General features: G+C 43.9%; 27 protein-coding genes. 7 read left to right on the forward strand and 20 right to left on the reverse strand.

The features are described from left to right. The first annotated feature begins 23 nt into the window (after positions 1–23). Positions 24–512 (forward strand): low molecular weight protein-tyrosine-phosphatase, encoded by a 489-nt coding sequence (locus QY309_01895; protein WKZ60237.1) that lies wholly within the window; start codon positions 24–26, stop codon positions 510–512. Here QY309_01895 and QY309_01900 read toward each other — a convergent pair. Then, positions 507–1,754, reverse strand: coding sequence for an aspartate kinase (locus tag QY309_01900; protein ID WKZ60238.1), 1,248 nt, complete (start codon positions 1,752–1,754; stop codon positions 507–509). The genes QY309_01895 and QY309_01900 overlap by 6 nt on opposite strands. Before the next feature lie 75 nt (positions 1,755–1,829). On the opposite strand from QY309_01900, the gene fbp reads away from it, so the two are divergent. Further along, positions 1,830–2,816 (forward strand): class 1 fructose-bisphosphatase, encoded by a 987-nt coding sequence (gene fbp / locus QY309_01905; GenBank protein ID WKZ60239.1) that lies wholly within the window; start codon positions 1,830–1,832, stop codon positions 2,814–2,816. On the opposite strand, the gene QY309_01910 is transcribed toward fbp, so the two are convergent. Together QY309_01910 and yihA are read right to left on the reverse strand one after the other, a co-directional pair. Next, positions 2,813–3,238, reverse strand: coding sequence for a DUF5606 domain-containing protein (locus QY309_01910; GenBank protein WKZ60240.1), 426 nt, complete (start codon positions 3,236–3,238; stop codon positions 2,813–2,815). The genes fbp and QY309_01910 overlap by 4 nt on opposite strands. A 29-nt stretch (positions 3,239–3,267) precedes the next feature. Next, positions 3,268–3,876, reverse strand: coding sequence for a ribosome biogenesis GTP-binding protein YihA/YsxC (yihA, locus tag QY309_01915; GenBank protein ID WKZ60241.1), 609 nt, complete (start codon positions 3,874–3,876; stop codon positions 3,268–3,270). A gap of 162 nt (positions 3,877–4,038) precedes the next feature. On the opposite strand from yihA, the gene QY309_01920 reads away from it, so the two are divergent. From QY309_01920 to QY309_01935, 4 genes are all read left to right on the forward strand, one after another. Beyond that, a complete protein-coding gene (locus QY309_01920; GenBank protein ID WKZ60242.1) occupies positions 4,039–6,078 on the forward strand; it encodes an OmpA family protein in 2,040 nt (679 codons plus the stop codon). Between the two features lie 79 nt (positions 6,079–6,157). Then, complete coding sequence (gene ubiE / locus QY309_01925) at positions 6,158–6,880, forward strand: bifunctional demethylmenaquinone methyltransferase/2-methoxy-6-polyprenyl-1,4-benzoquinol methylase UbiE (GenBank protein ID WKZ60243.1); 723 nt, start codon at positions 6,158–6,160, stop codon at positions 6,878–6,880. Continuing rightward, positions 6,829–7,566, forward strand: coding sequence for a porin family protein (locus QY309_01930; GenBank protein ID WKZ60244.1), 738 nt, complete (start codon positions 6,829–6,831; stop codon positions 7,564–7,566). The genes ubiE and QY309_01930 overlap by 52 nt, the downstream gene beginning before the upstream one ends. Continuing rightward, positions 7,566–8,324: an SDR family NAD(P)-dependent oxidoreductase gene (locus QY309_01935; GenBank protein ID WKZ60245.1), complete on the forward strand. Its 759-nt coding sequence runs from the start codon at positions 7,566–7,568 to the stop codon at positions 8,322–8,324. Before QY309_01930 ends, QY309_01935 begins: the two co-directional genes overlap by 1 nt. Here the strand turns inward: QY309_01935 and QY309_01940 are convergent. From QY309_01940 to cdd, 11 genes are all read right to left on the reverse strand, one after another. After that, on the reverse strand, positions 8,321–8,974 hold the full coding sequence (locus QY309_01940; protein ID WKZ60246.1) for an alpha/beta hydrolase: 654 nt from the start codon (positions 8,972–8,974) through the stop codon (positions 8,321–8,323). The genes QY309_01935 and QY309_01940 overlap by 4 nt on opposite strands. A 92-nt stretch (positions 8,975–9,066) precedes the next feature. Beyond that, positions 9,067–9,492: a hypothetical protein gene (locus tag QY309_01945; GenBank protein ID WKZ60247.1), complete on the reverse strand. Its 426-nt coding sequence runs from the start codon at positions 9,490–9,492 to the stop codon at positions 9,067–9,069. Between the two features lie 11 nt (positions 9,493–9,503). Beyond that, entirely contained in the window at positions 9,504–10,403 is a 900-nt protein-coding gene (locus QY309_01950; protein WKZ60248.1) for a hypothetical protein, read from the reverse strand. Positions 10,404–10,469: 66 nt separating this feature from the next. Beyond that, entirely contained in the window at positions 10,470–13,538 is a 3,069-nt protein-coding gene (locus QY309_01955; protein ID WKZ60249.1) for an ATP-binding cassette domain-containing protein, read from the reverse strand. 83 nt (positions 13,539–13,621) lie between these two features. Next, complete coding sequence (locus QY309_01960; GenBank protein ID WKZ60250.1) at positions 13,622–13,984, reverse strand: DUF1987 domain-containing protein; 363 nt, start codon at positions 13,982–13,984, stop codon at positions 13,622–13,624. A gap of 40 nt (positions 13,985–14,024) precedes the next feature. Next, positions 14,025–14,573 (reverse strand): SiaB family protein kinase, encoded by a 549-nt coding sequence (locus QY309_01965; GenBank protein ID WKZ60251.1) that lies wholly within the window; start codon positions 14,571–14,573, stop codon positions 14,025–14,027. Positions 14,574–14,666: 93 nt separating this feature from the next. Continuing rightward, a complete protein-coding gene (locus tag QY309_01970; GenBank protein ID WKZ60252.1) occupies positions 14,667–18,032 on the reverse strand; it encodes a PAS domain S-box protein in 3,366 nt (1,121 codons plus the stop codon). A 6-nt stretch (positions 18,033–18,038) separates the two neighbouring features. Further along, positions 18,039–18,800 (reverse strand): GAF domain-containing protein, encoded by a 762-nt coding sequence (locus QY309_01975; protein ID WKZ60253.1) that lies wholly within the window; start codon positions 18,798–18,800, stop codon positions 18,039–18,041. Next, entirely contained in the window at positions 18,797–19,390 is a 594-nt protein-coding gene (locus QY309_01980; GenBank protein WKZ60254.1) for a chemotaxis protein CheB, read from the reverse strand. Before QY309_01980 ends, QY309_01975 begins: the two co-directional genes overlap by 4 nt. Before the next feature lie 12 nt (positions 19,391–19,402). Continuing rightward, complete coding sequence (locus tag QY309_01985; GenBank protein WKZ60255.1) at positions 19,403–20,224, reverse strand: protein-glutamate O-methyltransferase CheR; 822 nt, start codon at positions 20,222–20,224, stop codon at positions 19,403–19,405. Positions 20,225–20,431: 207 nt separating this feature from the next. Beyond that, positions 20,432–20,914, reverse strand: a complete 483-nt coding sequence (gene cdd, locus QY309_01990; protein ID WKZ60256.1) for a cytidine deaminase — start codon at positions 20,912–20,914, stop codon at positions 20,432–20,434. A gap of 83 nt (positions 20,915–20,997) precedes the next feature. On the opposite strand from cdd, the gene QY309_01995 reads away from it, so the two are divergent. After that, complete coding sequence (locus tag QY309_01995; protein ID WKZ60257.1) at positions 20,998–22,323, forward strand: saccharopine dehydrogenase C-terminal domain-containing protein; 1,326 nt, start codon at positions 20,998–21,000, stop codon at positions 22,321–22,323. On the opposite strand, the gene QY309_02000 is transcribed toward QY309_01995, so the two are convergent. Genes QY309_02000 through QY309_02025 form a run of 6 tightly spaced genes read right to left on the reverse strand, consistent with a single transcriptional unit; the run spans position 22,320 to position 26,076 of the window. Beyond that, a complete protein-coding gene (locus QY309_02000; protein WKZ60258.1) occupies positions 22,320–23,381 on the reverse strand; it encodes a 1-acyl-sn-glycerol-3-phosphate acyltransferase in 1,062 nt (353 codons plus the stop codon). The genes QY309_01995 and QY309_02000 overlap by 4 nt on opposite strands. Beyond that, on the reverse strand, positions 23,378–24,271 hold the full coding sequence (locus QY309_02005) for a bile acid:sodium symporter family protein (GenBank protein ID WKZ60259.1): 894 nt from the start codon (positions 24,269–24,271) through the stop codon (positions 23,378–23,380). The genes QY309_02000 and QY309_02005 overlap by 4 nt, the downstream gene beginning before the upstream one ends. A 50-nt stretch (positions 24,272–24,321) precedes the next feature. Beyond that, positions 24,322–24,789 (reverse strand): ribonuclease HI, encoded by a 468-nt coding sequence (gene rnhA, locus QY309_02010; GenBank protein WKZ60260.1) that lies wholly within the window; start codon positions 24,787–24,789, stop codon positions 24,322–24,324. Beyond that, the gene (locus QY309_02015; protein ID WKZ60261.1) at positions 24,786–25,241 is read right to left on the reverse strand and encodes a DUF3368 domain-containing protein; all 456 of its coding nucleotides are present in this window, start codon (positions 25,239–25,241) and stop codon (positions 24,786–24,788) included. The genes rnhA and QY309_02015 overlap by 4 nt, the downstream gene beginning before the upstream one ends. Further along, a complete protein-coding gene (locus QY309_02020) occupies positions 25,234–25,461 on the reverse strand; it encodes a UPF0175 family protein (protein WKZ60262.1) in 228 nt (75 codons plus the stop codon). Before QY309_02020 ends, QY309_02015 begins: the two co-directional genes overlap by 8 nt. A gap of 45 nt (positions 25,462–25,506) precedes the next feature. Continuing rightward, entirely contained in the window at positions 25,507–26,076 is a 570-nt protein-coding gene (locus QY309_02025) for a MarC family protein (protein WKZ60263.1), read from the reverse strand. Positions 26,077–26,117: the final 41 nt, after the last annotated feature.

The raw sequence follows: 26,117 nt of genomic DNA on the forward strand, positions 1-26,117 counted from the left end.
AAATGGAGAGTTAGTGATTTTTTATGGCGCGCATCAAGGTACTTTTCGTCTGTTTGGGGAACATCTGCCGATCACCATTGGCGGAGGCAATCTTTAAACATAAAATCCAGAATAATGGATTACATCAGCATATTGAGGCGGACTCGTGCGGTACGTCAAACTATCACATTGGCGATACACCTGATGAACGTACCATTGCCAATGCGCTGGAAAATGGAGTGACGATTAATCATCGGGGTCGTCAGTTAACCACCACTGATCTGGAAGAATTTGATTTTATTTTGGCGATGGACACCAGTAATTATCGCAACATTTTGAGCCTTCCGGGCGCGGAAGTACATCAACATAAAATTTTCATGACGCGAAGCTTCGATTCAAGCGATGATCACCTGGAAGTACCTGATCCTTATTATGGCGGCCCTCGCGGCTTTCAGGAAGTTTTTGAAATTCTCGACCGATCAACCGATGGATTTATTGCGCACCTGAAGCAACAACTCACCCATCGGTTATAAATCCTTTACCAAGACTTGTAAGGTTGAACGGGAGGATTGCTCCAGCATGACACCTGCGCGTTTACGATAGGTATTGAAACTCTGTTCATCGTAGTTTTTTATTGTGATCAGCGTCAGGTTGGTATTGTAGTACACCTCAAAATGCTCCTGCAATTTTTCGATGAGGGCCATTACTTTGTTTTCACGAAAGTCGATACAGAATGAAAACGAAATAGCTGAATTCTGCATCACGTTAAGCTTAATATTCAATGCAGTGATGGCATGAAAGATGGTGCTCATTTGTTCTTCGTTTACAAAGGTAAAGTCGGTAACCTTGCACGAAACCAGGCATTGATTTTCCTTAAACACAATTACGGGAGGGAGCCCTTCCACCTTGCAATCGTGAATAACTGTGCCCGTAAGGGAAGGGTCGGTAAAACTTTTCACCCATAATGGAATATTTTTTAGCGCCAATGGCTTAATGGTTTTGGGATGGATTACAGATGCGCCATAATAGGTCATCTCAGCCGCTTCTTTGTACGGCAGTTCAGGAAATACAATGGCAGCCGGTAGTTTTTTCGGATCAGCATTCATCACACCCGGAACATCTTTCCAGATTGTAACGGATTTGGCATGAAGGCATGAACCAATAATAGCTGCGGTAAAATCCGATCCTTCGCGCCCAAGTGTTACACTGCGTTGCTGTTCATCAGCTCCTATAAATCCTTGCGTAATGCAAATTTTCTCATCCAACTTTTTCTGCGCATCTTTCAGTAACTGTGTTGTCTTAGACCAATTAATTTGTCCTTCCCGAAATGAGCTATCGGTGCAAATCAGTTTACGGGCATCAAACCACGCAACCGGAAGCCCTTCAGATAAAAGAAATTGATGGATAATTTGAGAAGATATAACCTCACCTAAAGAAACCACCTGATCGTAAAGCTCATCTTCGTCTTTTCCCTTAATCAGGTTTTTACGAACAACTTCAAGAGTTTCTTCCAGTTGCATCAATACGGGTTCCGGATTTTCGAACAGATCGCGGATTAAGTGCTGGTGGTAAGTATAGATGTCCTGAATTTCGGATTCAAATGGTTCGTTTTTCAGAAACGCAAACACCACACGCTCAAGCGCATTGGTGGTTTTGCCCATAGCCGATACCACCACCCACAGGGAATCTTTGTCGTGCTGCTTCAGAATGGAGGTGACATTGCGCACGGCTTCGGCATGCTTTACCGAAGCGCCACCAAACTTAAAAACCTTCATAATTCGTTGTACTAAATCGTTTGCGGGTTAATTTTACGGCCTGTAAAGATCAGCTAAAAAGCATTAATCCCCGCCATGGAACAATCCCGAATTGCCCAGCCCATTGGAAGCGCCCTCGACCGGTTTATAAAGAGTAATCAGGATCATTTTGCCTTTGCCAGCGGAGAACTGTCGCAACTTCTTCGCGACATTGCATTGGCTTCAAAAGTAGTAAACCGCGAGGTAAACAAGGCAGGGTTAATAGACATCATGGGCGGAATGGGCTCAACCAATACAGGTGGTGATGAGCAACAAAAACTGGATGTGCTGGCCAACATACGTTTTACCCGCGCGCTTCAAAAGGGTGGCGAGGCATGCGCATTGATTTCGGAGGAGAGTGAAACGTTTATGGATTTAAACAACGATGGCAAGTATGTTATTGCCATTGATCCGCTGGATGGTTCATCCAATATTGATGTGAACGTGTCCATCGGAACCATCTTTTCTATTTACAGGCGAAAGAGTAAACCGGGCATGCCCATTCAGCAGGAAGATATTTTGCAAAAGGGTTCGGAGCAGGTAGCAGCCGGGTATATTTTATATGGCTCTTCTACCATGTTGGTTTACACTACCGGGCATGGCGTAAATGGATTTACCTATGAACCTACATTGGGTGAGTATTTCCTTTCACATCCGGATATGCAAATGCCTGCAGAGGGTAAGATTTTTTCAGTGAACGAGGGTTCGTATAATTCCTTTTCGGAAGGCGTAAAGCAATACGTGCAATATTGTAAAGAGAGCAATTACACAGGCCGGTATATCGGTTCGCTGGTTGCTGATTTTCATCGCAACTTATTGAAGGGCGGAATTTATATTTATCCGGCTACAGCAAAAGACAAACACGGAAAACTAAGGCTGATGTATGAATGCAATGCCTTGGCATTTGTTGCCGAACAGGCCGGAGGAAAAGCATCAGATGGCGTTCAGCGCATTCTGGATATTGAACCTAAGTCATTGCATCAACGCACACCTTTTTTTGTAGGTTCAAAAAATATGGTGGATAAAGCAGAAAGCTTTTCCTAAGCGTTGTCCTCTTCCTTCGGATTTTCCTGCGCGAATACTTCAGGTGCTTCTGTACGCAGAATACCATACCAGCGTACCAGCTTTTTAATATCGCTTACGTAAACTCGATTCTCATCGTAATCCGGCAACACAGCTTTCATGAATGATTTCAGTTCAGCATTGTCTGCATTGGCATCCAGGCCGAGATCATCGCCAAATTCCTGATGAATTTTTTTCAGTACGTCCTCAAGGGCAACCGTGCCTTCTTTGGTGGTGGTGTAAATAGAAATTTCATTCAGCACCGAAAGTTTATGATGTGCAGTAGCTACCAGTTTGGTTTTCGTCTCATCCAGCGATTCAAGAATTACCCCCGACTTTGAGGGCTTTAAAATTTTGAATAGTCCACCTTTTCCTGAAATGGTTGCGATATCGGCCAATGTCATACGTTCTGATTTTTAATTAGCCCGCAAAACTAATCATTTTGAGAAATGCTCTTAAGGGTTGCAGCAATAAAGTCGAGCAGTTCATCCCGTCCTTTTTTCTTGACGGATGAAGTCACGAATCCTTCCGGAAGTTCTTGCCAATAGTTCAGCAATGCACTTTCAATTTTTTTTCTGCCGGTCAGCACCGCGCCTGCGGAAAGTTTGTCGGCCTTGGTGTATACAAATGCCAGTGGTATGCCATGCTTGCCCGCCCAGTTGATAAAATCAAGGTCAATGGCCTGAAGGGGTAAACGCAGATCAAGCAATACGAACAGGCAGCATAGCTCGGGGCTCTTGCGAACATAATCTTCAATAATGCGCCCAAATCCAGCTCGTTTTTCTTTGCTTACGCCCGCATAGCCATACCCTGGCAAGTCGACCAAATACCAGCTTTTGTTAATCAGGTAGTGGTTGATGGTTTGTGTTTTGCCGGGCTTGGTGGAGATCTTGGCGATCTGCTTTCGGCCTGCTAACATGTTGATTAAGGAGGACTTACCAACGTTTGAGCGCCCTATAAAGGCAAACTCGGGAAGCGGGTTTTTAGGCAAATCTTTGAGGTTTGTGATGCTGGATATGAATTCCGCTTCTTTGATTTCCATGCAAATTGGCTTGAAGTAAAGCTTTCACCCCAAATTACTAATAATGTAATATTTGAGCACTTTATGGCTAAAATTTATGCTGTTGTAAAGATGCTTTTTCCTATATTGGCATACTATTTTTTAATTTTAAGAGATTAACGTTAATCGTAAACCCATTTTTGCATGTTCAGCATCCGGTGTGTACTGGTTTTTTTAGCTGTTGCGGGTATTTTTCTAACAACCAGCGGTCAGGACAACAAGCAACAAGCGCTTGAATACTTGAATATTGCGGAAGAAATGCGTGCGGCCTCACAGGCTGATAACGATATCCGTGAAGTTTTAATTATCGGTGCGAATCTCGACCCTGAAAACTTAACCCTTAACTATGAAGCAGGTCTTTACCACCTGATGACCATCCAGAAAGACTTGGCCGTTCAATACTTCATGCGGGTTTATGAAATTGATCCAAATTACCGTTTCAATTTGGAATACCTGATCGGGCAGAGTTACCAGTTTGGTATGGAGTTCGGAAAGGCCATCGACTATTACAACCGGTACAAAGACAGACTTTCCAAGCGACCAAACTACCAGGGACGTGATAAAGTGGATGCGGCCATCGTTGATCGCAACATTCAGGAATGCGAAGTGGGTTTAGAATTCATTGGTGCACCTCGTAATTATTCTATTGTAAACATCAGCCGCGAAATAAACTCCGAGTGGGACGATTATGCACCGGTGCTAAATGCCAACGAAGATGAGATTGTATTTACTTCTCGCAGGCGTGATGGCAACTTGAACGAAAACGTGGATACCGATAACAAACCCTTTGAAGATATTTTTATCTCAAGAAAAGTTAACGGTGCATGGCAACCTGCAGAAAATATCGGTGCGCCCGTGAACTCCGAGTATCACGATTCAAACCTGGCCTTGTCGGCTGATGGTCAAACCCTGTTTATCTATAAAACGGATAATGGCGGAGACATCTATTTCAGTAACCGAAACGTAAATGGATCGTGGTCGGCACCTGTTCCATTACCGGGTATTATTAACTCATCTTTCGAGGAAAAATCTATCAGTATTTCACCTGATGAGAAAACACTTTATTTCTCCAGTAACCGTCCCGGAGGTTTTGGTGGGCTTGACATTTACAGTGCTGTTTTAAATGAAAAGGGCGAATGGTCGAATGTGAAAAACCTTGGTCCAAAAATCAATACAATTGAAGATGATGATGGTCCATTTATCGATTACGATGGCAAGACTTTGTACTTCAGTTCAAAAGGCAGAAGAGGAATGGGAGGCTTTGACATCTACAGAACGATATTTGACGCAGCTACCCTGGAATGGTCAGAACCCGAAAACATGGGATACCCGATCAATACGCCTGATAACGATATCTTTTTTGTAAGTACACGAGACGGTAAGCGTGGATATTATTCCTCTGTTCGTGAAGATGGCCAGGGATATGATGATATCTACATGATTACCATACCTGAAGAGCAGGTGGCACAGAAAGATCCTGATCCGGTCGATCCGATTGAACCTGTTGATGAACCCGTAGATACAGTTGAAACGGTTGTACCTCAGCCCACTAAATTTCCGTTGCGGTATGTAGTTACGGCCATTGATGCACAAACGAAAGAACCGGTTGATGCCCGCATTCGCCTGCAAGGTTTACGCGATAACATTATCGTTCCATCTACTAATAAATCAGCTGGTGTAGTTGAGTTTACCGTAAAGGAAGAATCAGCAAAGGATTACCGTTTATCCATTGAAAGCGAAGGGTACATGTTCGTGAACCAAAACGTTCGATTAGATGGGGTATCGGAGCAAGAGAAGGAATTAACCCGAACCGTTGAGTTGCGAAAACTTGAAACCGGAATGGTTTCCATTTTACGGAACATTTATTTTGATTTTGACAAAGCCACATTTCAGCAAGAGTCTTATAACGAGCTTAACAAATTGGAGCGCATGATGCAACAAAACCCCACCATGCGGGTTGAGATAGCGGGCCACACGGATAACATAGGAACAGCAGCTTACAACCTCACACTTTCAAAACGAAGGGCTGAGGCGGTAAAAGATTTCCTCACCAAGAAGGGCATTGATGCCCGAAGAATCACGGCTGTAGGCTTTGGAAAGAGCCGTCCGCTGGCCAGCAACGATGACGAAGAGGAGGGCCGGGAGCTTAACCGCAGGGTGGAATTCAAGGTAATTTCAAACTAGGATCTGAATTCCTTCATTTTTTATCCCGATTTATTAGCAATTTGCCGCCTTGTTTTGTTTGTAGATCAAACGCGTATTCATGACGGTAGTTCCCTATAAAGATCAGCCGACCACTAAAAAGGAGCAGGTGGCGCAGATGTTTGATAACATCAGCCATCGGTACGATTTCTTGAACCATTTCCTGAGCCTGGGTATTGATAAAGGTTGGCGAAAGAAGGCGGTTAAGTTACTGAAACCTTCATCGCCCAAGATTATACTGGATGTGGCAACCGGCACCGGTGATTTTGCATTGCAGTCGCTTGAACTTAATCCCGAAAAAATAATTGGTGTTGACATTTCAGCCGGAATGTTGGATGTGGGCCGAAAAAAAATGACAAGCAGGGGAGTGGCTCATGTGGTTGAAATGATACAGGCTGATTCGGAAAATCTTCCGTTTGAGCAAAATAAATTCGATGCTGTAACCGTTGCATTTGGAGTGCGAAACTTTGAAAATCTAGTAAAAGGTCTTGCTGAAATACTCCGTGTAATGAAACCAGGAGCCACATTGGTGGTTTTGGAGTTTTCACGACCAAAACGCTTTCCATTCAAGCAAGTCTACAGCTTTTATTTTAAGGCCATTTTGCCTAAACTAGGACGCTGGATTTCACGGGATAAGGCTGCGTACGATTACCTGCCCGAATCCGTAGAGGCGTTTCCTGACGGACAGGATTTTTTGCAGATTCTCAAAGACGTAGGATTTAACCAAGTTTCATGCAAGCCATTAACGTTCGGAATAAGTTCTATCTATACGGCCAAAAAGTAGTTGTTGTTTTGCTGTTGCTTGTGGCTGGGGCTGCACAGGCTCAGAACTTTTTATGGGCACGTAAGAACAATCCATACTATGATGAGAAACGAAAACTCACCTATGGGTTTTTGATTGGTTTGCACTCCACATCCTACCAGATTAAATATGCTGATGAATTTGTAACGCCATCATTCGATACGCTGTTTGCTGTTACTCCTGAATGGAAACCCGGTTTTTCTTTGGGCTTTATTGTTAACTATCGCCTTCATGAGTTCGTTGATTTACGCCTGACTCCTAAAGTTGCTTTTTACGAACATACGTTGTTGTATCGATTTACTGATGGTTCGTCCCAACGCCAATTGGTGGAAACAACGATGGTGGAGTTTCCCATGTTGGTTAAGTACAAGTCGATGCGCAGGGGTAATGTGCGCATGTATATGATCGGTGGTATTAAACCGGGTATCGAAGCTTCGGGAAAAAAGGAAATTGAGAATGTGACTAACTCTCTTGAAGTCACGCCCATAAACCTGAATGTTGAAGCCGGTATCGGTTTCGATTTATATTTTCCCTTGTTTAAATTTTCTCCAGAAATCAGATTTTCCCGCGGCATAGTCGATCACCTGGACAACCGGGAAAATGATTTTGGAAGACCCCTGCAACGGGTAAACACAAACACTGTAACCTTTTACTTGCTCTTTCAATAATGTCGAAACGAATAGCGTTAATTACCGGTGCTACTTCAGGCATTGGCCTGGCTACCGCACATGAATTGGCCAAGCACGATTTCAAATTGATTTTGTGTGGCCGCAGAAAGGAACGTCTGCTTTGTGAGCAAGCGTTACTAAACAAACTCACCGAAGTGGAAATTCTTTGCTTCGACATTCGTGATCAACATGCGGTGGAAAAAGCATTTAATGCGTTACCACAACCCTGGCAAAAAGTTGATGTATTGATTAACAATGCCGGTAATGCGCATGGTCTTGATCCCATACAAAAAGGGGATGTTCGGGATTGGGATGCCATGATCGATATTAATGTAAAGGGGTTGTTGTATATCACCAAAATGGTGATTCCGGGTATGGTGGAGCGTCAATCTGGCCATATTGTTAACTTAGGATCCATTGCCGGAAAAGAAGTTTATCCAAACGGAAATGTGTATTCTGCCAGCAAGTTTGCTGTGGATGCGTTGACTAAAGGTATGCGCATGGATTTAAATGCGCACGGCATTAAGGTGACAGCCATTCATCCAGGCCTGGTTGAAACTGAATTTTCGCTGGTACGATTTAAGGGCGATGAAGAACGGGCATCTTCGGTCTACAAGGGATTCAAACCGTTATCGTCTCAGGATATTGCCGAGGTTATCCGGTATGTTTTGCAACAACCCGAGCATGTGGTGCTGGCCGACATAACTATTTTCCCAACGGCCCAGGCTTCCAGTACAATGGTTAAGAAAAATCTTTAGGCCAGTTGCTCAAGTGTTTTTGAATCAATTTCATGTCCTCCAGGAAATGTAATAATGTTAGGCGCTACCTGAAGCCGATTGGCCAGGTTTGTCATTTCGTTTAAGCGCTCATCCGTTACATAGGGATCATGTTCCCCATATACCATTGTAATTTCTTTATCTGCCAGTATTTGTTTTCCTTTATCAAAATCCATGTCGGGTGGAAATATGCCGGCCCAAAGAATAAGGCGTTTGAAGTTTTGGGGATGGCGCAATGCCCATCGTGATGCGGTTGCTGCACCTTGTGAAAACCCGAGCAGGCTAACCGTGTATTTCTTTGTTCCGATAATCTCCGTGTAAACTTGCTGCAAATAGGTCAGGTAATTGTCGATGTCCATCAACCTGTTTTCTGCTGTCATCCAAGTGGCACCTACGCGATTGTTTCCGGTAATGGCTCGTTTGGTTACATCTTCCAGGTAAAAACGTGATAGTCCTTCGGGGGCTACTACGTAAATTCCTTTTTGTTGGAGCACATCAAACTTTTGTAAAAAATAGCGCGCCAACTGACCGTACCCATGCAAGACAAACCACACCTGCTGCGTTTGATCGGTTAATGTACCCAGGGTGTAGTAGCGGGCTTTGAAATTGAAATGTGTTGTAAATTCCTGCATAGTCTTGAATTACGAAGTTGGCAGGATAATATTCATAAACAAAAAACCCCGACAGTTCTGCCAGGGTTTTTTAAATATTGATTGATTAAACGTTAGCGTTTGAAACCAAGGGCACTACCACCACAGTATTTGGATGAACCATCAAAGGTGTACTGGATGTAGTAAATTCCGGTTGCATTGCATGGGAAGGCAATTGCCGAAATAAACTGTCCATTGATTTTACTGGAGGCTACTTTGTTTCGGTTTGAATCGTACAACGTAACTACAATGCCATCGGTGGGTTGACCGGGAGCACAAATGTTGATCATATATTGCGTTCCTTTGGTAAACACATAGGAGTATTCAACTTTATCTTTTGATCCTCCACCGCCATCAATTTTGTAGCTTTTCAGGAAGTTGAAGCCTGAAGCCAGTTTCGGAATGCAGTCGTTGGAAAGATCTTCTGCATTGCATTGGGCTGATGCTTCAGACGTGCTGATCAGGAATACAGAGAAAATAAAAAAGACTAACTTTTTCATGGTTAATTATCTTAGCTTGTAATCTTTGTTCTAATGGATGATGTGATGGAGCGTATGCTCTCAATGTCTTCCGGTGTAATGTCGATAGTGGTGGTGCTGTTATCTTTAATCACCATAACGCCATCAACAATCTCAAAAGATGATTCTTTATAGGTATACGTAATGTTCACTTTATCAAAAGCCGCTTGTAATTCCTTCATGTCACTCAATAAGGATGCCATATTTTGATCGGTTTCCTGATAGAAGGACAAGAGCAGCATAATGTTCTCCAAAATGACCTTTTGTTCACCGATTTTCTCCTGGAGTTCCTTATTGGTAGGGTCGCTATTGGCTACGTTACACGTGATGTGCACAGCCTCTAACCAGCCACCCGTTAACAAGAGTACACTCAGGTTTGCCCGGCCCTGGGTTTGGAGGTAATGATTAATACTGTTAAAGTTTTGGGTGGTAATCAGCAACAGTGAATCCAGGTTCTTGCTGTTGGTAGCCAACCGACCTATGGTCTCAATATCAAAGAACTGGCCAATATTAAGTCCGTCAGCCAGGCTTTTAATGGAGGATATGTACTTTACTCCATCCTGATTCTGCTCGTAGATATTGGTGTATCCCAGATCAGTACCGTAGATTCCAAGATTGAGGGCTTTTTTGAAATTGCTATTGTACTTGGGAAGATTATCGGGGGAGTTCAAGTAGTTGACGTTGTACTTTTTGCCGGCCTCTTTAAGGAGAACGGAGATTTCAAGGGGGCTTGGAATCTGCTGAAGGATATCGCCAATTACGGCTTCAGAAATAGTCGGACCCTCGTTTTTGGCAGAGTCCAGGGTCTCCAGAAAGGCTTGTTCGTCCGTTTTTTTTCCTGAGCTGCAAGCAGCCAAAATCAGCGCAAACAACCCGATTTTTACAACTTTCATAGTATCAAAATTAGAAGCTTACAAAGTTAATAATTCGCCATTCCTGACCAAAACAGTACAAGAATGCTATTTTTTTGTCGGAAGGTTAAGCTTACCAAACAGGTCGATAAACTTCCGGAGCAATTCGAAATATAAGGTAATATAAAATGCGATAGCCATAAACCAGATTACCGCCATGTTGAACCGGTAGGTTTCCCACTGCGTATTGAACAGGTTCTTTTTGGGTGCAAAAAAATGCGCCCGGTAATTCAAAGGCCCGGTATTTATCGGATCAAGAAATACCGGGTTTATCTGTTGGATAAGTTCACCTTTGTATTCCAGAATCCGGTCTTTGGTCGAAACATTCTTCACCAGGTCGGCCAGGCTTTCGTTGTAGTAGCGGTTTTTGTACTCATTCAAATTGTACGGCTCTTCCTTGTCGTTTTCCTTTTTATATATCAGTTGTTCGCGTGCAGCAACGGCCTTGTTGTAAACATCCTGGTAAAACCGTTTGTAAGCCAGAAAGAATTCTTCCAGTTGCTTATCTACTTCAGGCGAATACATGCCTACTGTCCATGCGTTGTCGAAGTTCAGGTTGTTCAGTCCTTTTTTGAAATAGTCATCTTTCAAACTTTTCCGGATGATCTCAAGATCTTTCTCAACATGCTTTCTAACAGAATCTTCAGTGGATTGGTAATGCTCGCTGATAAACTTACGCTTCTTCTCCAACTCATCTATCAGGAAAGAAGACTTGAAGTCGGCCTGAGACTCAAACTTTTCGTAATCGTAATACGGTTTCTCGTATGAGTTATTCTTAAAAGCATCCACAGCGAGTGCTTCATAGGCCCAGCGTGATGCCATGAAGTCGGCCACCAGCGGAACTTTGCCTTTGGTACTGATCAGGTCGTTCAGTTTATCGAAACGGAAAAGCAGTCCACTCAAAATCATTTGCGGAATAAGCAGAAGCGGAATCATCACGTATACGGTTACCGCTGAATTGAATGCCGATGAAATGTTTAACCCCAACACATTCGACATGCAGGAAACCGTAAACAACGTAAACCAAAACGGGAAGATCAAGCGCCATTCAATTTCAAGAATGAGATGCCCAACCAGCACAAACGTTAAGGTTTGAATAGCTGACAATGTAAAGAGAATGGCCACCTTTGAGGTGAGGTAGCTGTTCCAGCTCAGGTTCAAAAATGATTCACGTTTTAAAATTTTCCGATCGCGGATAATTTCTTCGGCACTCACCGTAAGTCCCATGAACAGGGCTACAATAATGCTCATCAGAATGAAGGCCGGGAAGTTATCATTGAAGCGAAACATGTATTCCCTTCCGCCCGGAGCGCTCTTATATTTGATAATGACGGCAAGAATCATCGCAAGCAATGGGGCTTCCAGTAAGTTGATGAGCAGGTATTGCTTGTTGCTGAGTTTCGATAATGTATCGCGCGTAGCAAATATGATGGTTTGCTTTATTTTGCCTGGTATGTTCAACGATTTGGGTGGCTCTTCGCGAACATCTTCTACCCGCCCAAGTCTGAATCGCTCCTTAAACCACTCGTTCCATTGTACGGGATTGATTTTGCGTTTATTCGTTGGCTGACCGTATTCATCAACCACTTTGGCTTCAATGATGTTGAAGATCTGTTCCGGGTTAACATTACCGCAGGTCTCACACTGCCCGCGGTTGCTGTCAACCTGCAGCGTTGATCGTTTGAAATAGGTTACGGCTTCCACCGGAGGGCCGTAGTAGGCGGGGTATCCACCCGTATCCATGATAATCATCTTGTCGAACATCTTATAGATGTCGGATGAAGGCTGGTGGATAACTACAAAAATCAACTTGCCCTTTAGGGAAAGTTCTTTTAGTAAGTCGATTACGTTTTCTGAATCGCGCGAGGATAAACCTGATGTAGGTTCATCTAAAAATAGAATGGCTGGCTCACGAATCAGTTCAAGTGCAATGTTTAATCGCTTTCGCTGACCGCCACTAATGGTTTTTTCAAGCGGGTTACCCACTTTCAGGTCTTTACGTTGATCCAGCCCCAGGTTTTCCAGCACCTCCATTACGCGTTGCTGAATTTCAGCTTCGGTAAAGTGGGCAAAGCACAACTTGGCGTTGTAGTATAAGTTCTGGTAAACGGTTAGTTCTTCAATGAGCAGGTCATCCTGCGATACATACCCGATTACGCCCTGTATCTTTTCTTTCTCTTCAAAAATATCGAAGCCGTTGATGAGTATTTTTCCTTTGGTGGGTGGAACAAGTCCAGCCAGCACATTTAGTAAGGTGGTTTTACCCGCACCGCTGGCACCCATAATGCCAATGAGTTTTCCCGGTCCTTCCGATACGGAGACATCGCGCAAGCCGATTACGCCATTGGGGAAGCGTAACTCTTCAATAAGGGCATTGAAGGAGAGTTTGGTAGTTTTTATTTCATCATTAAAGTCGGCAACCAGATCACTATAGTAAAGCGCATCACCGGCTTGTGTTTTAATGGTGCTTCCATGTGAGAAGAGGTAAACCCGGTTGGGCTGCATGATAAACCCGTTTAACAGGTTCGACTCATCACCCATGTATTTTGTGTAATACATGTCCACGCTGCGAATGCGCAAGAATAGCAGAATTCCTTCAATGTGTGCGTGAATGTGTTTGTATGACTTACCCTCAATCTTCTCGTCCTTGCTTGCCAATAAAAGATCGGAAAAGGGAAGCGTACGTGGGTCTTCTGTGGTTATGAAATTTTCGATCAGGTCGTACTCTTCTTTTTCAATGTTAAACACCGTTGAAACGGTGTTGATGATCTCCATTCGTTGCGTAGAGAAATTTTTATCAATGGCAACAAGCTCAAGGAGCTTAATGAGTACAACAACCTTTTGTTTTTGCGTAAGGGTTTTGTTGATTTTTTTACAGATACCCAGTACGCGAACCGATTCTTTAACGGATGTCAATTTCTTTCCACCGTCTTCTTCGGTTTTGCCATAGCCGGATTGTTCATCGTACTGCGCCAGGTACTCTTTAATGGTGTCCTGGTCCAATTCCGTTTGAAAGAAATTGATTACGTACTGCCTTTCGTTTGCCGACACGCCACCATCCTGCTTGGTGATGATGGCAAAAAGTTGGGTCAGCGCTTTGAGAATTTCCTCACTCATGGTTCAGGGTTAAAAAAATATCGGTTATCCGTTTCTACAAGTGCATGGAACAGATAACCGATTCAGTTCATCAGGTTCGGGTATCAATACGTCTTGAACTCGAACGGAATCTCTACCAGCTCCGAAAATTCCTGGCCGGCTTCTTCCATGTCTTCATCATCTTCGTGGTAATACCACATAATCTTCATGCCTTTGATGTCTTCCAAAGCAGAAAGAACATCCAATATCAGTTTTGATGACGCAGTATTGAAGTATTCGAGTTTAAAAACAAATTCGGTTGAAGGATTTGGTTCAGCACCGTAGTTACCAATCCATTCCAGTACGGGACGGTAAAACTCTGCTGAATCTTCGGGTAGTGAACGGCCTGAGATTTCGAATATGCCATTCTTTTTATCCAGAATAATTTTGGGGGTATCTTCAGTTCCTTCGAGATTTAAAATTTCCATAATAATCGTGCGTTAGCGGTTAATGTTTTTTGATCAATTCTTATTCGTCTCCACGGGGTACATTTACCTTCAGGCAAAAGAAGCAGTAATCTGCATTCATTTCGGGGAAGGAAAACTCAAGCTTTTCACCTGATTTACGGGCCATATCAACAAAGCCTAGACTTGCACCGCCTTTCTCGGAGATGGTGGTGTTCTTAATGATTTCCTTGTATAGATCTTTCAGACCGTCTTTATCCAATCCGTTGATGTGTTCAAGTTTTTTCTGAAGGTTGGGCACATTTGCCTTTCGTATGGGATTGCCCGCCATGATGGAGTAACGGTTGGCCTGTCTTCCAATCAGGAAGATTGCTGCGTGGCTGCGTGTTTCGCCATCTACCAGTTCATCGCTGTGCTTTACAATATTTTGCAGGGCTTCCACCATCACGTTAAACACCTTGCGCTTGGTGCTTGATTCTTCACCGGAAGAATCAAGATTACGCTCGGCCATGGCCAGAATGGATTTTGTTGTTTCCTGGGTGAAATCGCCCTGGTACACCAGAATCAGTTTTTCTGACATCATGGTTCGGTGTAGTTCGTAAATGAAATTCATGGTTCTATGTTATGATTAGGGTTTCGAATTTATTAAGATTTGGTTCAAAAACATGGTTTATTTGTATCTAAATAGCAGTTTTTCCTACATCGGCTAAAACTTAATACCAATCAGCAACACATCATCGGTCTGCTTGGTATCCCCGCGCCAGCTTTCCCACTCCTGATCAAAGATACCGGAAGCCTCCAGCATAGGCATTTTGTGTACGCGTTCAATAATTTCGCGCACACGCTTAGGGCCAAACTTACGGCCTTCAGGGCCTCCAAACTGGTCGGGGTACCCATCTGAGCTAAAGTATATGGAGTCACCCTTTTTCAGGGTAAGCTTGGTATTGGTAAAGTTTGTTTGATTTTTGAAGATACCCCCACCGATCGGAAACTTATTACCTTTTACTTCTTCCATTACGCCATTTCGCATAATGTATAGGGGTCGGTGTGCTCCGGCATACTCAACCTCGCGAGTATCCATGTTCACCTTACATAGGGCTATGTCCATACCATCTTTGGTAGAAGCATCTTCATCCTGACGCAGGGTTTTGGTTACACCTTCATCCAGCAAGTCAAGAATAACACCCGGGTCTGTAACCTTACGGCTTCGTACAATATCGTTCAGCAGGAAGTAGCCAATCAACGACAACAAGGCCCCCGGTACACCGTGACCGGTACAATCCACAGCGGCAATGTAAATGTCGTTTTTGATTTGCATGAACCAAGGGAAGTCACCGCTTACCACATCGCGCGGTTTGTATAGGATGAATGAATCAGGTAGTGTTTTACTGATTACGCGTGAGTTAGGAAGAATTGCCGTTTGAATGCGTTTGGCGTAATTGATACTCTCAGTAATCTTCTTGTTCTTATTCTGAATCTCCAATTCAATCATCTTCCGCTCGGTAATGTCGTGCGAAACCACCAGCACGGATTCAAGTTTATTGGATTCATCAAATTCAGGAATGGCGTTTACCTGCATCACCCGCTTACCCAATTCAGAAGGGAAATCCATTTCTGTGGCCACTGTTTCGTTGGTGGCATTCACTTGCTCTACAATACGTAACCAGCTTTCCAGAATGGAGGCGTCCAGACCTGCCTCTTTGTATTTCTTGTTTAGGTAGTCATTCGGGCCTTTGCCGGTGTAAGACTCAATTACCGGGTTGATGTACGAAATGGACTCATCTTCCAATCGGGTAATCAGGTCGGGCGAGTTTTCAGAAAGCGCCTGCATCTTACTGCGCATGCGTTGTTCTTGCTCGGCTCTTCTGCGTTCAGTAATGTCGCGTGCATTTAAAATGTAGCCGTGAATGGCCGTGTTCGACATGAAGTTGGTACCGGTTGCTTCAATCCAGATGTACTGGTTATCTTTTGTTTTATACTCGAATTGCACAGTAACTTTTTCATCCGGATTTTCTTTCATCCGTGCAAACAGACTGATATAAACATCCTTGTAGTCTGGATGAACTTTATCAAAGTCGCTTTTGCCGATCAATTCTTTCTGACCATAACCTAAGATGCTCTCCACAGAAGGGGAGATGTAGCGAATGGTTTCGTCCTCTTCGTAAATGGTAATAACCTCCGATGCATTTTCAAGCAGTAGTTGCATCCGCTTTTGGGTGCGGTTTACTTCTTCTACCTGGTGTTCAAGCTCCGTATTGGTGCGCTCCAGTTCTTCCTGGGTAGCCTGCATCTCTTCTGCATTCTGGCGCAACACTTCCTGCTTCTCCTGCAGTTCGGCACTCATGGCCTGTGATTCTTCGAGGAGTTTGCGTGTGCGCTCATTCACCTTGATGTTGAAGATGGTGCGGGCAAGAATCAAACTGAGTTCCTGAACAAATTTTATCTGTGACGGATCAAATCTTTTCAGGGCAGCATATTCCAATACACCGTAAACTTCTTCATTGGTGATTAGGGGCACAACCAGTATACACGTAGGGCGTTGATCGCCAAGAATCCCCGAAGTAAGTGTTACGTATTCATGCGGAATTTCAGTGCGCAGCACAATGTCTTTTTCAACAGCGGCTTGGCCAACCAATCCTTCCGCAAATTTGAATTTGGTTTTCAGGTATTTCTTACGGCCATAGGCATAGCTGGCCCGCATTTCAATGATTGGTTCACGCCCTTCATCATCTACTACATAAAAGGCACCTTGTACGGCTCCAATTTTATCCAGAATAAATTTCACCACATCATCGCTGAGTGAATCTATGGAATCATGAAGCCTGAGCATTTCACTGATTTCAGCAACGCCACGAACAATCCAGTTGCGCTCGGTGTCTCTGCGTTCATTGTCGATCAGGTTTTGGCGCATGTTCAGCAACGACATACCCAACAAGTCGTTATCACTGGCTGGCGTAAATTCAGTATTGTACTTGCCTTCTCCGATCTTTTGGGCAAAGTCAGCATTGCGTCTTAGCGACTTAGTAAGGTCATTGATTTTTGAGGCCATTTTACCGAACTCATCCAGGTGAATGTTGTCAATTGTTTCCGGCAACACACCTTGTGAAATCAATTCGAGTGCATGGCGCATGGTATTGATAGGGCGAAGCAATGAACGGGCGTATAGTATACTGGCTGCAATGGCTACCAGTACGATGCAGATGCCAACCGTTATAAAAATCTGAAGCAATGATCCGGCATCGCCACTGGCTTCATCAGCATCCATTTTGGTAACCAATGCCCAACCGGGTTGATTGAGTTTACGCCATACCTGTATTACTTCTTTGTTTTGGTAATCTATACCGGTTCCTGATCCTTCGGCAGTTCCTTCCAGCGCACTGCGGAAGGCATCAACTGCTTTATCGGTAGTGTTGTATAATTTAATGGCAGCCTGGGGTTCGGGCCGCACCGGACTTACCAGCAGAATTTTTTTATTGACCTCATCCAGCTTTCCAATCAGCACTTCACCGGTTTTGCCTAATCCACGGTAGTCGGTAAGTGATTTATACAAATTATCCAGACTTTGTTTAGCTACGATCAGTCCATCGCCACTTGTCGTTTTGGCCGGAGCAAGCACGAAAAGAAAGTACTTGCCATTTTCTTTAAACACCGGGCTGAAATGAACACCGAGGTGTCCTGCTGCAAAACTTGAACCATCCGGATCAAGAAAAGTCCTGCTTTCAAGCGTTGTATCTGATGATTCGAGAATGGCACCATTCAAGTTAGTGAGGTGAATAAAATCAAAACCAAAAATTTGTTGCTGACGAATTAGATATTCAGCACCTGAATTCAATGAATCCAAACCGGTTTGAACGGATGTAATGGCACGCGCAGTTGTTTCAAAAAACTGGTTGATGTGCGTAGCCTTTGCATCAGCAATGGCTTGTAAGCTATACTGATATTTGTCGCGAGTAGCCTGTCGGTTAATATCAAATGAGAAAAAACTTATGGCGCTCACTGCAGCAAGGCTGATGATGAGTACCAGTATGGTGATTTTAGAGGTGATGTCGAGATCGTTAAATTTTGCGAGCATGCGTCCTTAATTTTTTGAACCTGAATTTTCTGCCATTACCTGCGCGGCAGCTTCTGCAAATTTTTGTTTAGCGGAATCGAATGGGGTGAATGAGGCCAGTTCGAAAACACCCACTACTGTATTTTCTTTCTTGATCGGTACAATTAACAGGTAACGGGGTGAAGCTTGGCCTAACCCGGAAACAATGTTGATGTAACCTTCGGGGACTTCGTCAATGTATAGCGACTTTCCTGAAGCCACTGCCTGTCCGATCAGGCCATCGCCTGAATCAAATTCAATGGTTTTTCCTTCCTCCAGGGTAAACGCATATCCGTCAACAAATTTGGCGGTTATGGTATCGCCTTGACTTACCACATTATAGATGGCTCCTTGCCCCACTTCCATAGTTTTGCCCAGGGACTGAATTCCTTTTTGAAATGCTTCATTGCTGCTCTTAGCGCCTTTTACTGCCTGCTGAATTGCGCCAATTGAATACGTTGAAGAAGTTTTGCCTTCTGATGTGGTTGTATCATCCTGGGTAGTAACAACCCGGTCGCGGATAACGATCAATTCTTTTTTATACTCCAGTGCAAAGATGAGCGCTGCAATACCCAAGACTAATGTTATGGCAATGATGACGTATGGTGTTACGAGTTGAGAAAATCCGCTCGTAACCTGTAAGGTGCCAGGGATTTTATACAGCATGTAGGCTGAAACCAGCACACCCAGGAAAAAAAGTGCGGCCAGCACATGACTTACGGTTAATCGGTCTTTGAACAAGGACATCATCGGTATTGCTTATCTAATTCTTTAAAAAATTCTATAATCTGATCCACTTTCAACACGTGATCAATTTTTGTCAGGGCCATGGCAGCCTTAGGCATGGTTTCAATCATACACTCCGAAGGTTCCTGAACAATGGTTAATCCGCCACGGTCCTTTATATATTTCATGCCGAGGGCACCATCTTTATTTGCTCCTGAGAGCAGGATGCCAATCAGCTTATCTTTAAAAACATACGCACACGATCCTAACGTAATGTCAATCGCGGGGCGTGAGTTGTTCATCATCTCCTCAGTCGACAGGGAAAAATTATTTCCCAACTCAACCGAAAGGTGATAATTGGCCGGAGCCAGGTAAACGCCACCTTTTTTTAAAGGCTCCTTGTCATCAGGCTCTACTACCTGCACTACACTCTTCAGCGAAAGTGCTTCCACGAATCCGTGGCGCACGTGTTTCAACCGGTGCAGCGCCATAATAATCGGCAGCGGAAATCCCTTCGGTAATTGAGAAAGTATTTTCACTACTCCCTGAAAACTCCCGGCTGATCCACCGATTACAACGGCTTTGTAGCTGTTATTTAAAGTAAACATGCTCATCGGGATCAGCCCTTAATCTTTTATCTTCTTATAAATTTTCTCTTCGTTGTTCACTACAATAAAGCGGTTGGCATAATCGCACCAGATCAGCGATTCTTTTGATCCGATGGCGAGGTAGCCATACTTGAATAAGCTCTCATGAAATTTTTTCAACACATCGTTTTGCAACGTTTGGTTGAAATAGATCATGACGTTCCGGCACAAAATCAGGTCGAACTTGTTAAAGGGTTCACCCAATACCAGATCGTGTTTTCTGAAGTTTACATTGGCCAGCAGGTCCTTGTTGAACACGGCATAGCCATTCTCTGCTTTATAATAATCGGTTAACGAGCCAGCCCCCTGAAAGCGGATGTAGTTTTTCTCATTCAGCTCCATGTTTTTCATGGAGTAGGTTGCCGACCGGGCACGCTCAAGAATAGTGGTATCCAGGTCGGTGGCATAAAGCTGCACACTATCCAGAATACCCATTTCCTTTAACAAAATGGCCATGGAGAGTACCTCTTCGCCCGAGGAACATCCGGCATGCCAAATTTTGAATTGCTTGTGATTCAGGAGTATAGCGGGGATTATTTCTTCCCGCATGATGCGCCAGAAGCTCGGGTCGCGGAACATTTCCGTAACGTTAACGGTCAGTTCGTCCAGAAACTCGTTAATAAAGGATGGCGTATCGGTTAATTTTTTAATCAGCCCATCAACAGTGAGCTTTTTCAATTCGAGGATACGCTGAACCCTGCGCTTGAAAGAGGACATGGCGTAGTTGCGAAAGTCGTACTGGTATTTCTGGAAAATGAATTCCGAAATCTTTTTCAGGTCGACTATGTCAATGTCCTGCATGAGATGATAGGTCTTTTAACTAACGGGTTCAAAAATAGGCCACATTGCATGTATGCCTGGCCTAATTCTATGCAAAATATTACATGAGTTAAATACCTGGGCACCAATTCGATTTTAATTAACCCCGGTCAATCAGCCACAACCCTTGCGGGCATGACTGATGCGGAGCAAAATCAGCAATTTCTGCTTAAAATAAGCCTTTTTAGGCTATTTTTTATGGGAATGATCCAGGTTGTTTCGGGTAAAACTAAACGGCAGCAGCGACTGGGCAGAGGGGGCCATTACCCAGGAGTTGTCATCGGCTTGCATCACGATGGTGATGGGTTTCTTCTGATTCATCTCAAATTCAAGCATGACCTGCCGGCAAGGGCCACATGAGGTTGCAGGAACAAGCTCTTTGCCACCCTTTTTTTTAGCAACAATGGCGATTTTCATAATACGCCTTTCAGGATGTTGAGCTGCTGCTGCAAAAAGTGCGACCCGTTCGGCACACATGCCTGATGGATATGCCGCATTCTCATAATTTGCTCCGGTTACAACAGTACCGTCATCTAAAATAAGGGCAGCGCCAACCGTAAATTTTGAGTAGGGCGCATGGGCATGATTGGCGGCATCCTTGGCTTTGTGGGCGAGGTATTTCGACTCCTGATCCAGTTCATCGAAATGGTTGAACATGCTGAATTCACTCATCGTACTTTTGCTTGGGGATAGTAAGTTATAAATTTTCGGGTACGGATTCTATTAACCCCTCATTATCGGTTATTTTGCTAGCTATGAAAACAATTCTGGTTTTGGGCGCGGGCCGCTCTTCTTCCTCGCTCATTTCATATTTGCTTGATTTGGCTGCTTCTCAAGGGTGGCAAATTGTAGTGGGCGACTTTTCAATTGATGCTGCTCAGGCTAAAGTCGGCCATTCCTCAAATGGCAAGGCCATAACATTCGATATCCAACAAGCGGAGCAGGCGAATGAGGCCATCACTTCCGCAGATGTGGTGATATCATTGCTTCCGCCTCACCTCCACATTGTAGTGGCCCGGTATTGCCTGGCGTTGCGCAAGCACCTGATCACCGCCAGCTATGTTTCAGATGAGATGAAGGGATTGCACGAAGAGGCTGAAAAAAAGGATTTACTCTTTTTGAATGAGTGCGGACTGGATCCGGGCATCGATCACATGAGTGCGATGCAACTGATTGATCGTGTGCGTGGAGAGGGAGGTAAAATACTTTCCTTTGAATCGTTTACCGGTGGATTGATTGCACCGGAAACGGATCCGGAAAATCCCTGGCGATATAAGTTTACCTGGAACCCGCGCAACGTGGTCATGGCCGGGCAGGGCACCGCAAAGTTTCTGGAAGAAGGTCAGGTGAAATACATTCCCTACCAACAATTGTTTAAACGCATTGCACATGTAACCGTGCCTGGATATGGCGCTTATGAAGGTTATGCTAACCGCGATTCATTAAAGTATATTGATACCTACGCACTTGATGGTATTGAAACCATGTTGCGTGGCACCTTGCGTAATTATGGTTTTTGTTCGGCATGGGATGTATTGGTACAATTGGGTTGCTGTGATGACACCTATACGATGGAACGCGTGGGCAGCATGACTCATCGTGATTTTATAAATGCCTTTCTGGAGGGAAGTAAAACAGAAGCTCCTGAAGATAAGCTCATGCGCCAATTTAATTTGGCAAAAGATAGTGGTGAGCTTGTGCGCTTATCCTGGTCAGGACTCTTTTCTGATGAATCAGTCGGCTTGCAGAAAGGAACACCCGCACAAATACTCGAACACATTTTGAATAAGCGGTGGGCGCTTCAGTCATCCGATAAAGACATGATTGTGATGATCCACCGGTTTAAGATTGAACAGCAGGGAAAGGTGAAAACAATTCAGGCATCTTTAGTAGCTAAAGGTGATGATGCCGTACATACGGCCATGGCCAAAACAGTTGGTTTACCGATGGGTATTGCTGCCAAGCTTTTATTACAAGGCAAGATAAAAAGCAGGGGAGTTCAAATTCCAACCATGAGTGAAATTTATGATCCCGTTCTGGAGGAGTTAAAGAAATTTGATGTAGTGCTGTTTGAGCATTAACGGTTGTAGGCGATCAAGCCGCTAATGGGGAGTGAAAGAAAAAACCCGAGTGTCCATAACGCTTCACGGGTAACCGCATAGAAAATTCCAATGAGCAACAAGTAGCTTATCGGAACTAAAAAAATGCCCACAGCCACTTTTACGGACCCAATAAATTGATCGTCTTTAATTTTGTTTTTCACAATCCAGCCAATGATGAGGTGGGGAATGAGATGAACCAATCGCCCATACAGGAATATGGGATTAAACCACCTGAAAACGGATGATTGATTTGATTGATGTCCTTCATCTCCTTTCTTCCACGTGCTCATCATGTCACGATCGGCCTGTAATTGATCAACCATATCTGCTTTGCGCTGACGATTCTGTAACAGGAAGTTTTTCCTTTCGGGATAGTCCTCATCTTTTGGAACGGTAAGAATGAGTGAACGCATCTTTTCACCGGTTGCATTGGCCAATGCCATCAGCTTCTCCCGTTGATCGGTTAAGCCATCGATTGTTTCTGCTACAGAAATCGGTTCACCATATTGTACCAACACGCGTGAACGAAAAGCAGAGTGGTTTTCATAATGGTAGCCAACGGGAATGAGGTTAATGTTCTTTCCGGTACGTTCAACATACTGAAGTGCCATGTGTGCAAAACCCCGTTGTAGTGGTCGTGTAGTCCAGGGTTCGTTGTGGTTGCCTTCAGCAAAAATCAGAATGCATTCACCTTGTTTGAGTACATCGATGCATTCGTTCATATATCGGTCATTCTGGCGCATGGCTTCCAATCCATCGCGAAAGCGAAACAAGGGTTTGATGCGCATAAAGGTAAGCAGCTTCACTGCCCAAGGTTTTTTAAACACATCGCCACGGGCTATAAACCAGGGGTTGCGTGGTGTTCCGCACACGACCAGCAAGGCATCGAGAAATGCGTTTTGGTGATTCGGAACAAAAATAAAGGGGCCTTCTTTTGGAATGTTTTGTAGTCCGGTGGCTTGCCATTTTTTAAAAAACACCTGCAGGCCGAGCTTTACATAAGCTTTCAATAAGCGATAGCGCAAAGGAGGAGTCATGCCGGTTGCTGAATACTTTTTCGTTGAAACATATAGGCAAATATAAATCCGCTGACGAGATGCCACACGCCCCACCAGGCTGCAATTAATGCCATGTAACCATTGCCATTAAAAAATGTAAAAATTAAAACGAGGGCAAGCCCAGAATTTTGAATGCCGGTTTCAATGGCTACTGCGCGATGAACTTTGTTGTCGTTTTTGAGCAACCAACTTAAACCATACCCGCCAAGCAAGGCCAGGCCATTGTGAAACACCACAAGCCAGAATACCATCAGAATGTAATCGCGAAAGGCAGTGGCATTAAAATAGAGTGTGACCACAATAAAGCCGATGAGGATCAGGATGGAAGTGGTGCGTACCGGTTTGGAAATTTTTTCTGATACGTTAGGAAAGAATCGATTAACCAACATACCCAGCACGAGCGGCAGCAGAAGAATCAAAATCATGTTGATAAATAAATCCATAAAGTCGATCTCAAACGAACGCAGTAGCGACTTATATCCTGCCAAAGACGACCAGAAGAAAAAATTTGCCGGAGTAATCACAAACGCCAGCAAAGAGGAAAAAGCGGTGAGCGTTACAGAGAGCGCTACATTACCGCGCGACAGAAGCGTGAAAAAGTTCGACACGTTTCCGCCCGGGCAAGCCGCCACGAGAATCATTCCTAGTGCAATTCCGGGTGAAGGTGTAAGTATCAGTATTAACACGTAGGTGAGAAATGGCAGTAACAGATATTGCGATGCCAGGCCGGTGAGTAGTGCTTTCTTTTGATTTTTGAGTTGGTAGAAATGTTCAGGCTTGATAGAGAGCGCCACACCGAACATAATAATGGCGATGCAAACATTCAATACTTGCAACGATGCGGGCGAAAAGTTCAGTTTAGGCTCCAATTGGATTATTTAATCGTTCAAGATAAGAACCAATACGCAAAACTCAAGAATCAGGATTCTTCCTGATCGCGATGGTTTTCATACCACGTATCGATTTGTAAGCCCGGGCTGTTGGCTGCCTGCACGGCCAGTTGATCGCATCGTTCGTTTTCCGGATGACCGGCATGCCCCTTCACCCACTTGAATTTTGGTTTGTAGGTATGGTATAGGGGAATGAACCGCCTCCATAAATCCGGGTTGGCTTTTTTGGCAAAGTTTTTCTTTTCCCAGTTCCAGATCCAGCCTTGCTCAACAGCCTCCACAACGTATTTGGAATCGGAGTAAACGGTAACGGGATAACCATTTTTTTTAATTGTTTCCAAGGCCACAATTACGGCCAGCAGTTCCATGCGGTTGTTGGTGGTAAGCCTAAAACCTTCTGAAAGTTCTTTCACATGATGATTGAATTTCATCACCACACCGTAACCACCTGGTCCGGGATTTCCTTGTGCTGCACCATCGGTGTAAATACGGATCATTGTTCGTTACATTGAATTAAAATATCCTCTTCCACTTTTGCGGAAATCCTGAAGTTAATCTCTTTTAATTTTTTGAGAATCGGTTTTATGGCTAGGATGTATCCAGAAGCTTTCCCTTTTGCCAAAAGCCCAAGTGTACCTGTGAAATTAATGGATAATTTTTCTGCTACTTTTCTGGCAGGAAGATCATCCAATACAAGTATTGAATCTGGAGTAGATAAAGCAAGCGAGATGGCACTAGCTTCCCCCGCATCCAATCCAGTTAAATCATTTTGGAAGGAAGTTTCTGTGGCAGTTCTTACACTTATCCAGCGAGGCAATGGTAAGCCGAATTCTTGGGCAACCTCGGGAGTTGTCAGCACTTCAGAATAAAGCAATTGCAAAATTTCAAGTTGTTCGATTTTGTCTAAAACTATTAAACAGCTTGTGTCTGCAATAACAATTCTAGGCATTTCGAAGATCTTTTCTGAAGTCGTCTACAGATTCACTAAAAACAGAAAATCCGTAGAGGCCCATCGTCTCAATAAATTCTCTTTTAGAGATACCCACTAACCCTGCTGCCTGGCCAAGAGTAAGCTTTCCTGTTTGATAAAGCTGGCCGGCCACGATCATTTTTATGTCATGTTCCGTTAATTCCAGGTTGTCGGGTATATCGACTTTCAGGGATTTCATACATTAAAGATAACAGATTGCGCAGGAAAAACGATTCCTCGAGAATCAGAAAGCCACGTTATCCTTAAAAATCTTCACGGCAATAGCCAGCAGAATAACACCGAACACTCTTCGCAACACAGCAAAAACCGATTTACCAAGTTTTCGTTCAAGCCACGAAGATGACCGCAACACCATGTATACGAAAACCAGGTTAAGTAATATACCTATGAGAATGTTGGTTTGATCGTATACTGCGCGCAGTGATAAAATGGTGGTAAGCGTTCCGGCACCGGCTATCAATGGAAAGGCCAAGGGAACAATGGAACCTGATCCTTTGGCATCGGGATCATCTTTAATGAGGGTAATGCCTAAAATCATTTCCATGGCTACAATAAAAATTACGATGGCTCCAGCCACGGCAAAAGAGGCAACATCTAATCCGAAAAGTTTGAGGATGGATTGCCCAAGAAAAAGAAAACCAACCATCAATACTGCAGAAATGATGGTAGCTTTTTCTGCGTGAATGCGTCCCTCACGTTTTTTGATGATGATGATGAATGGGATAGATCCCAGAATATCAATAACAGAAAACAGGATTAGCGTTACGGAAAGAATTTCTTTAAAATCGGCCATAGGTTTAAATAACTTGGAGCAAAGCTAAATGAAAAAAGCCG

It is taken from the genome of Cyclobacteriaceae bacterium, assembly GCA_030584025.1.
Classification (GTDB): Bacteria; Bacteroidota; Bacteroidia; order Cytophagales; family Cyclobacteriaceae; genus UBA2336.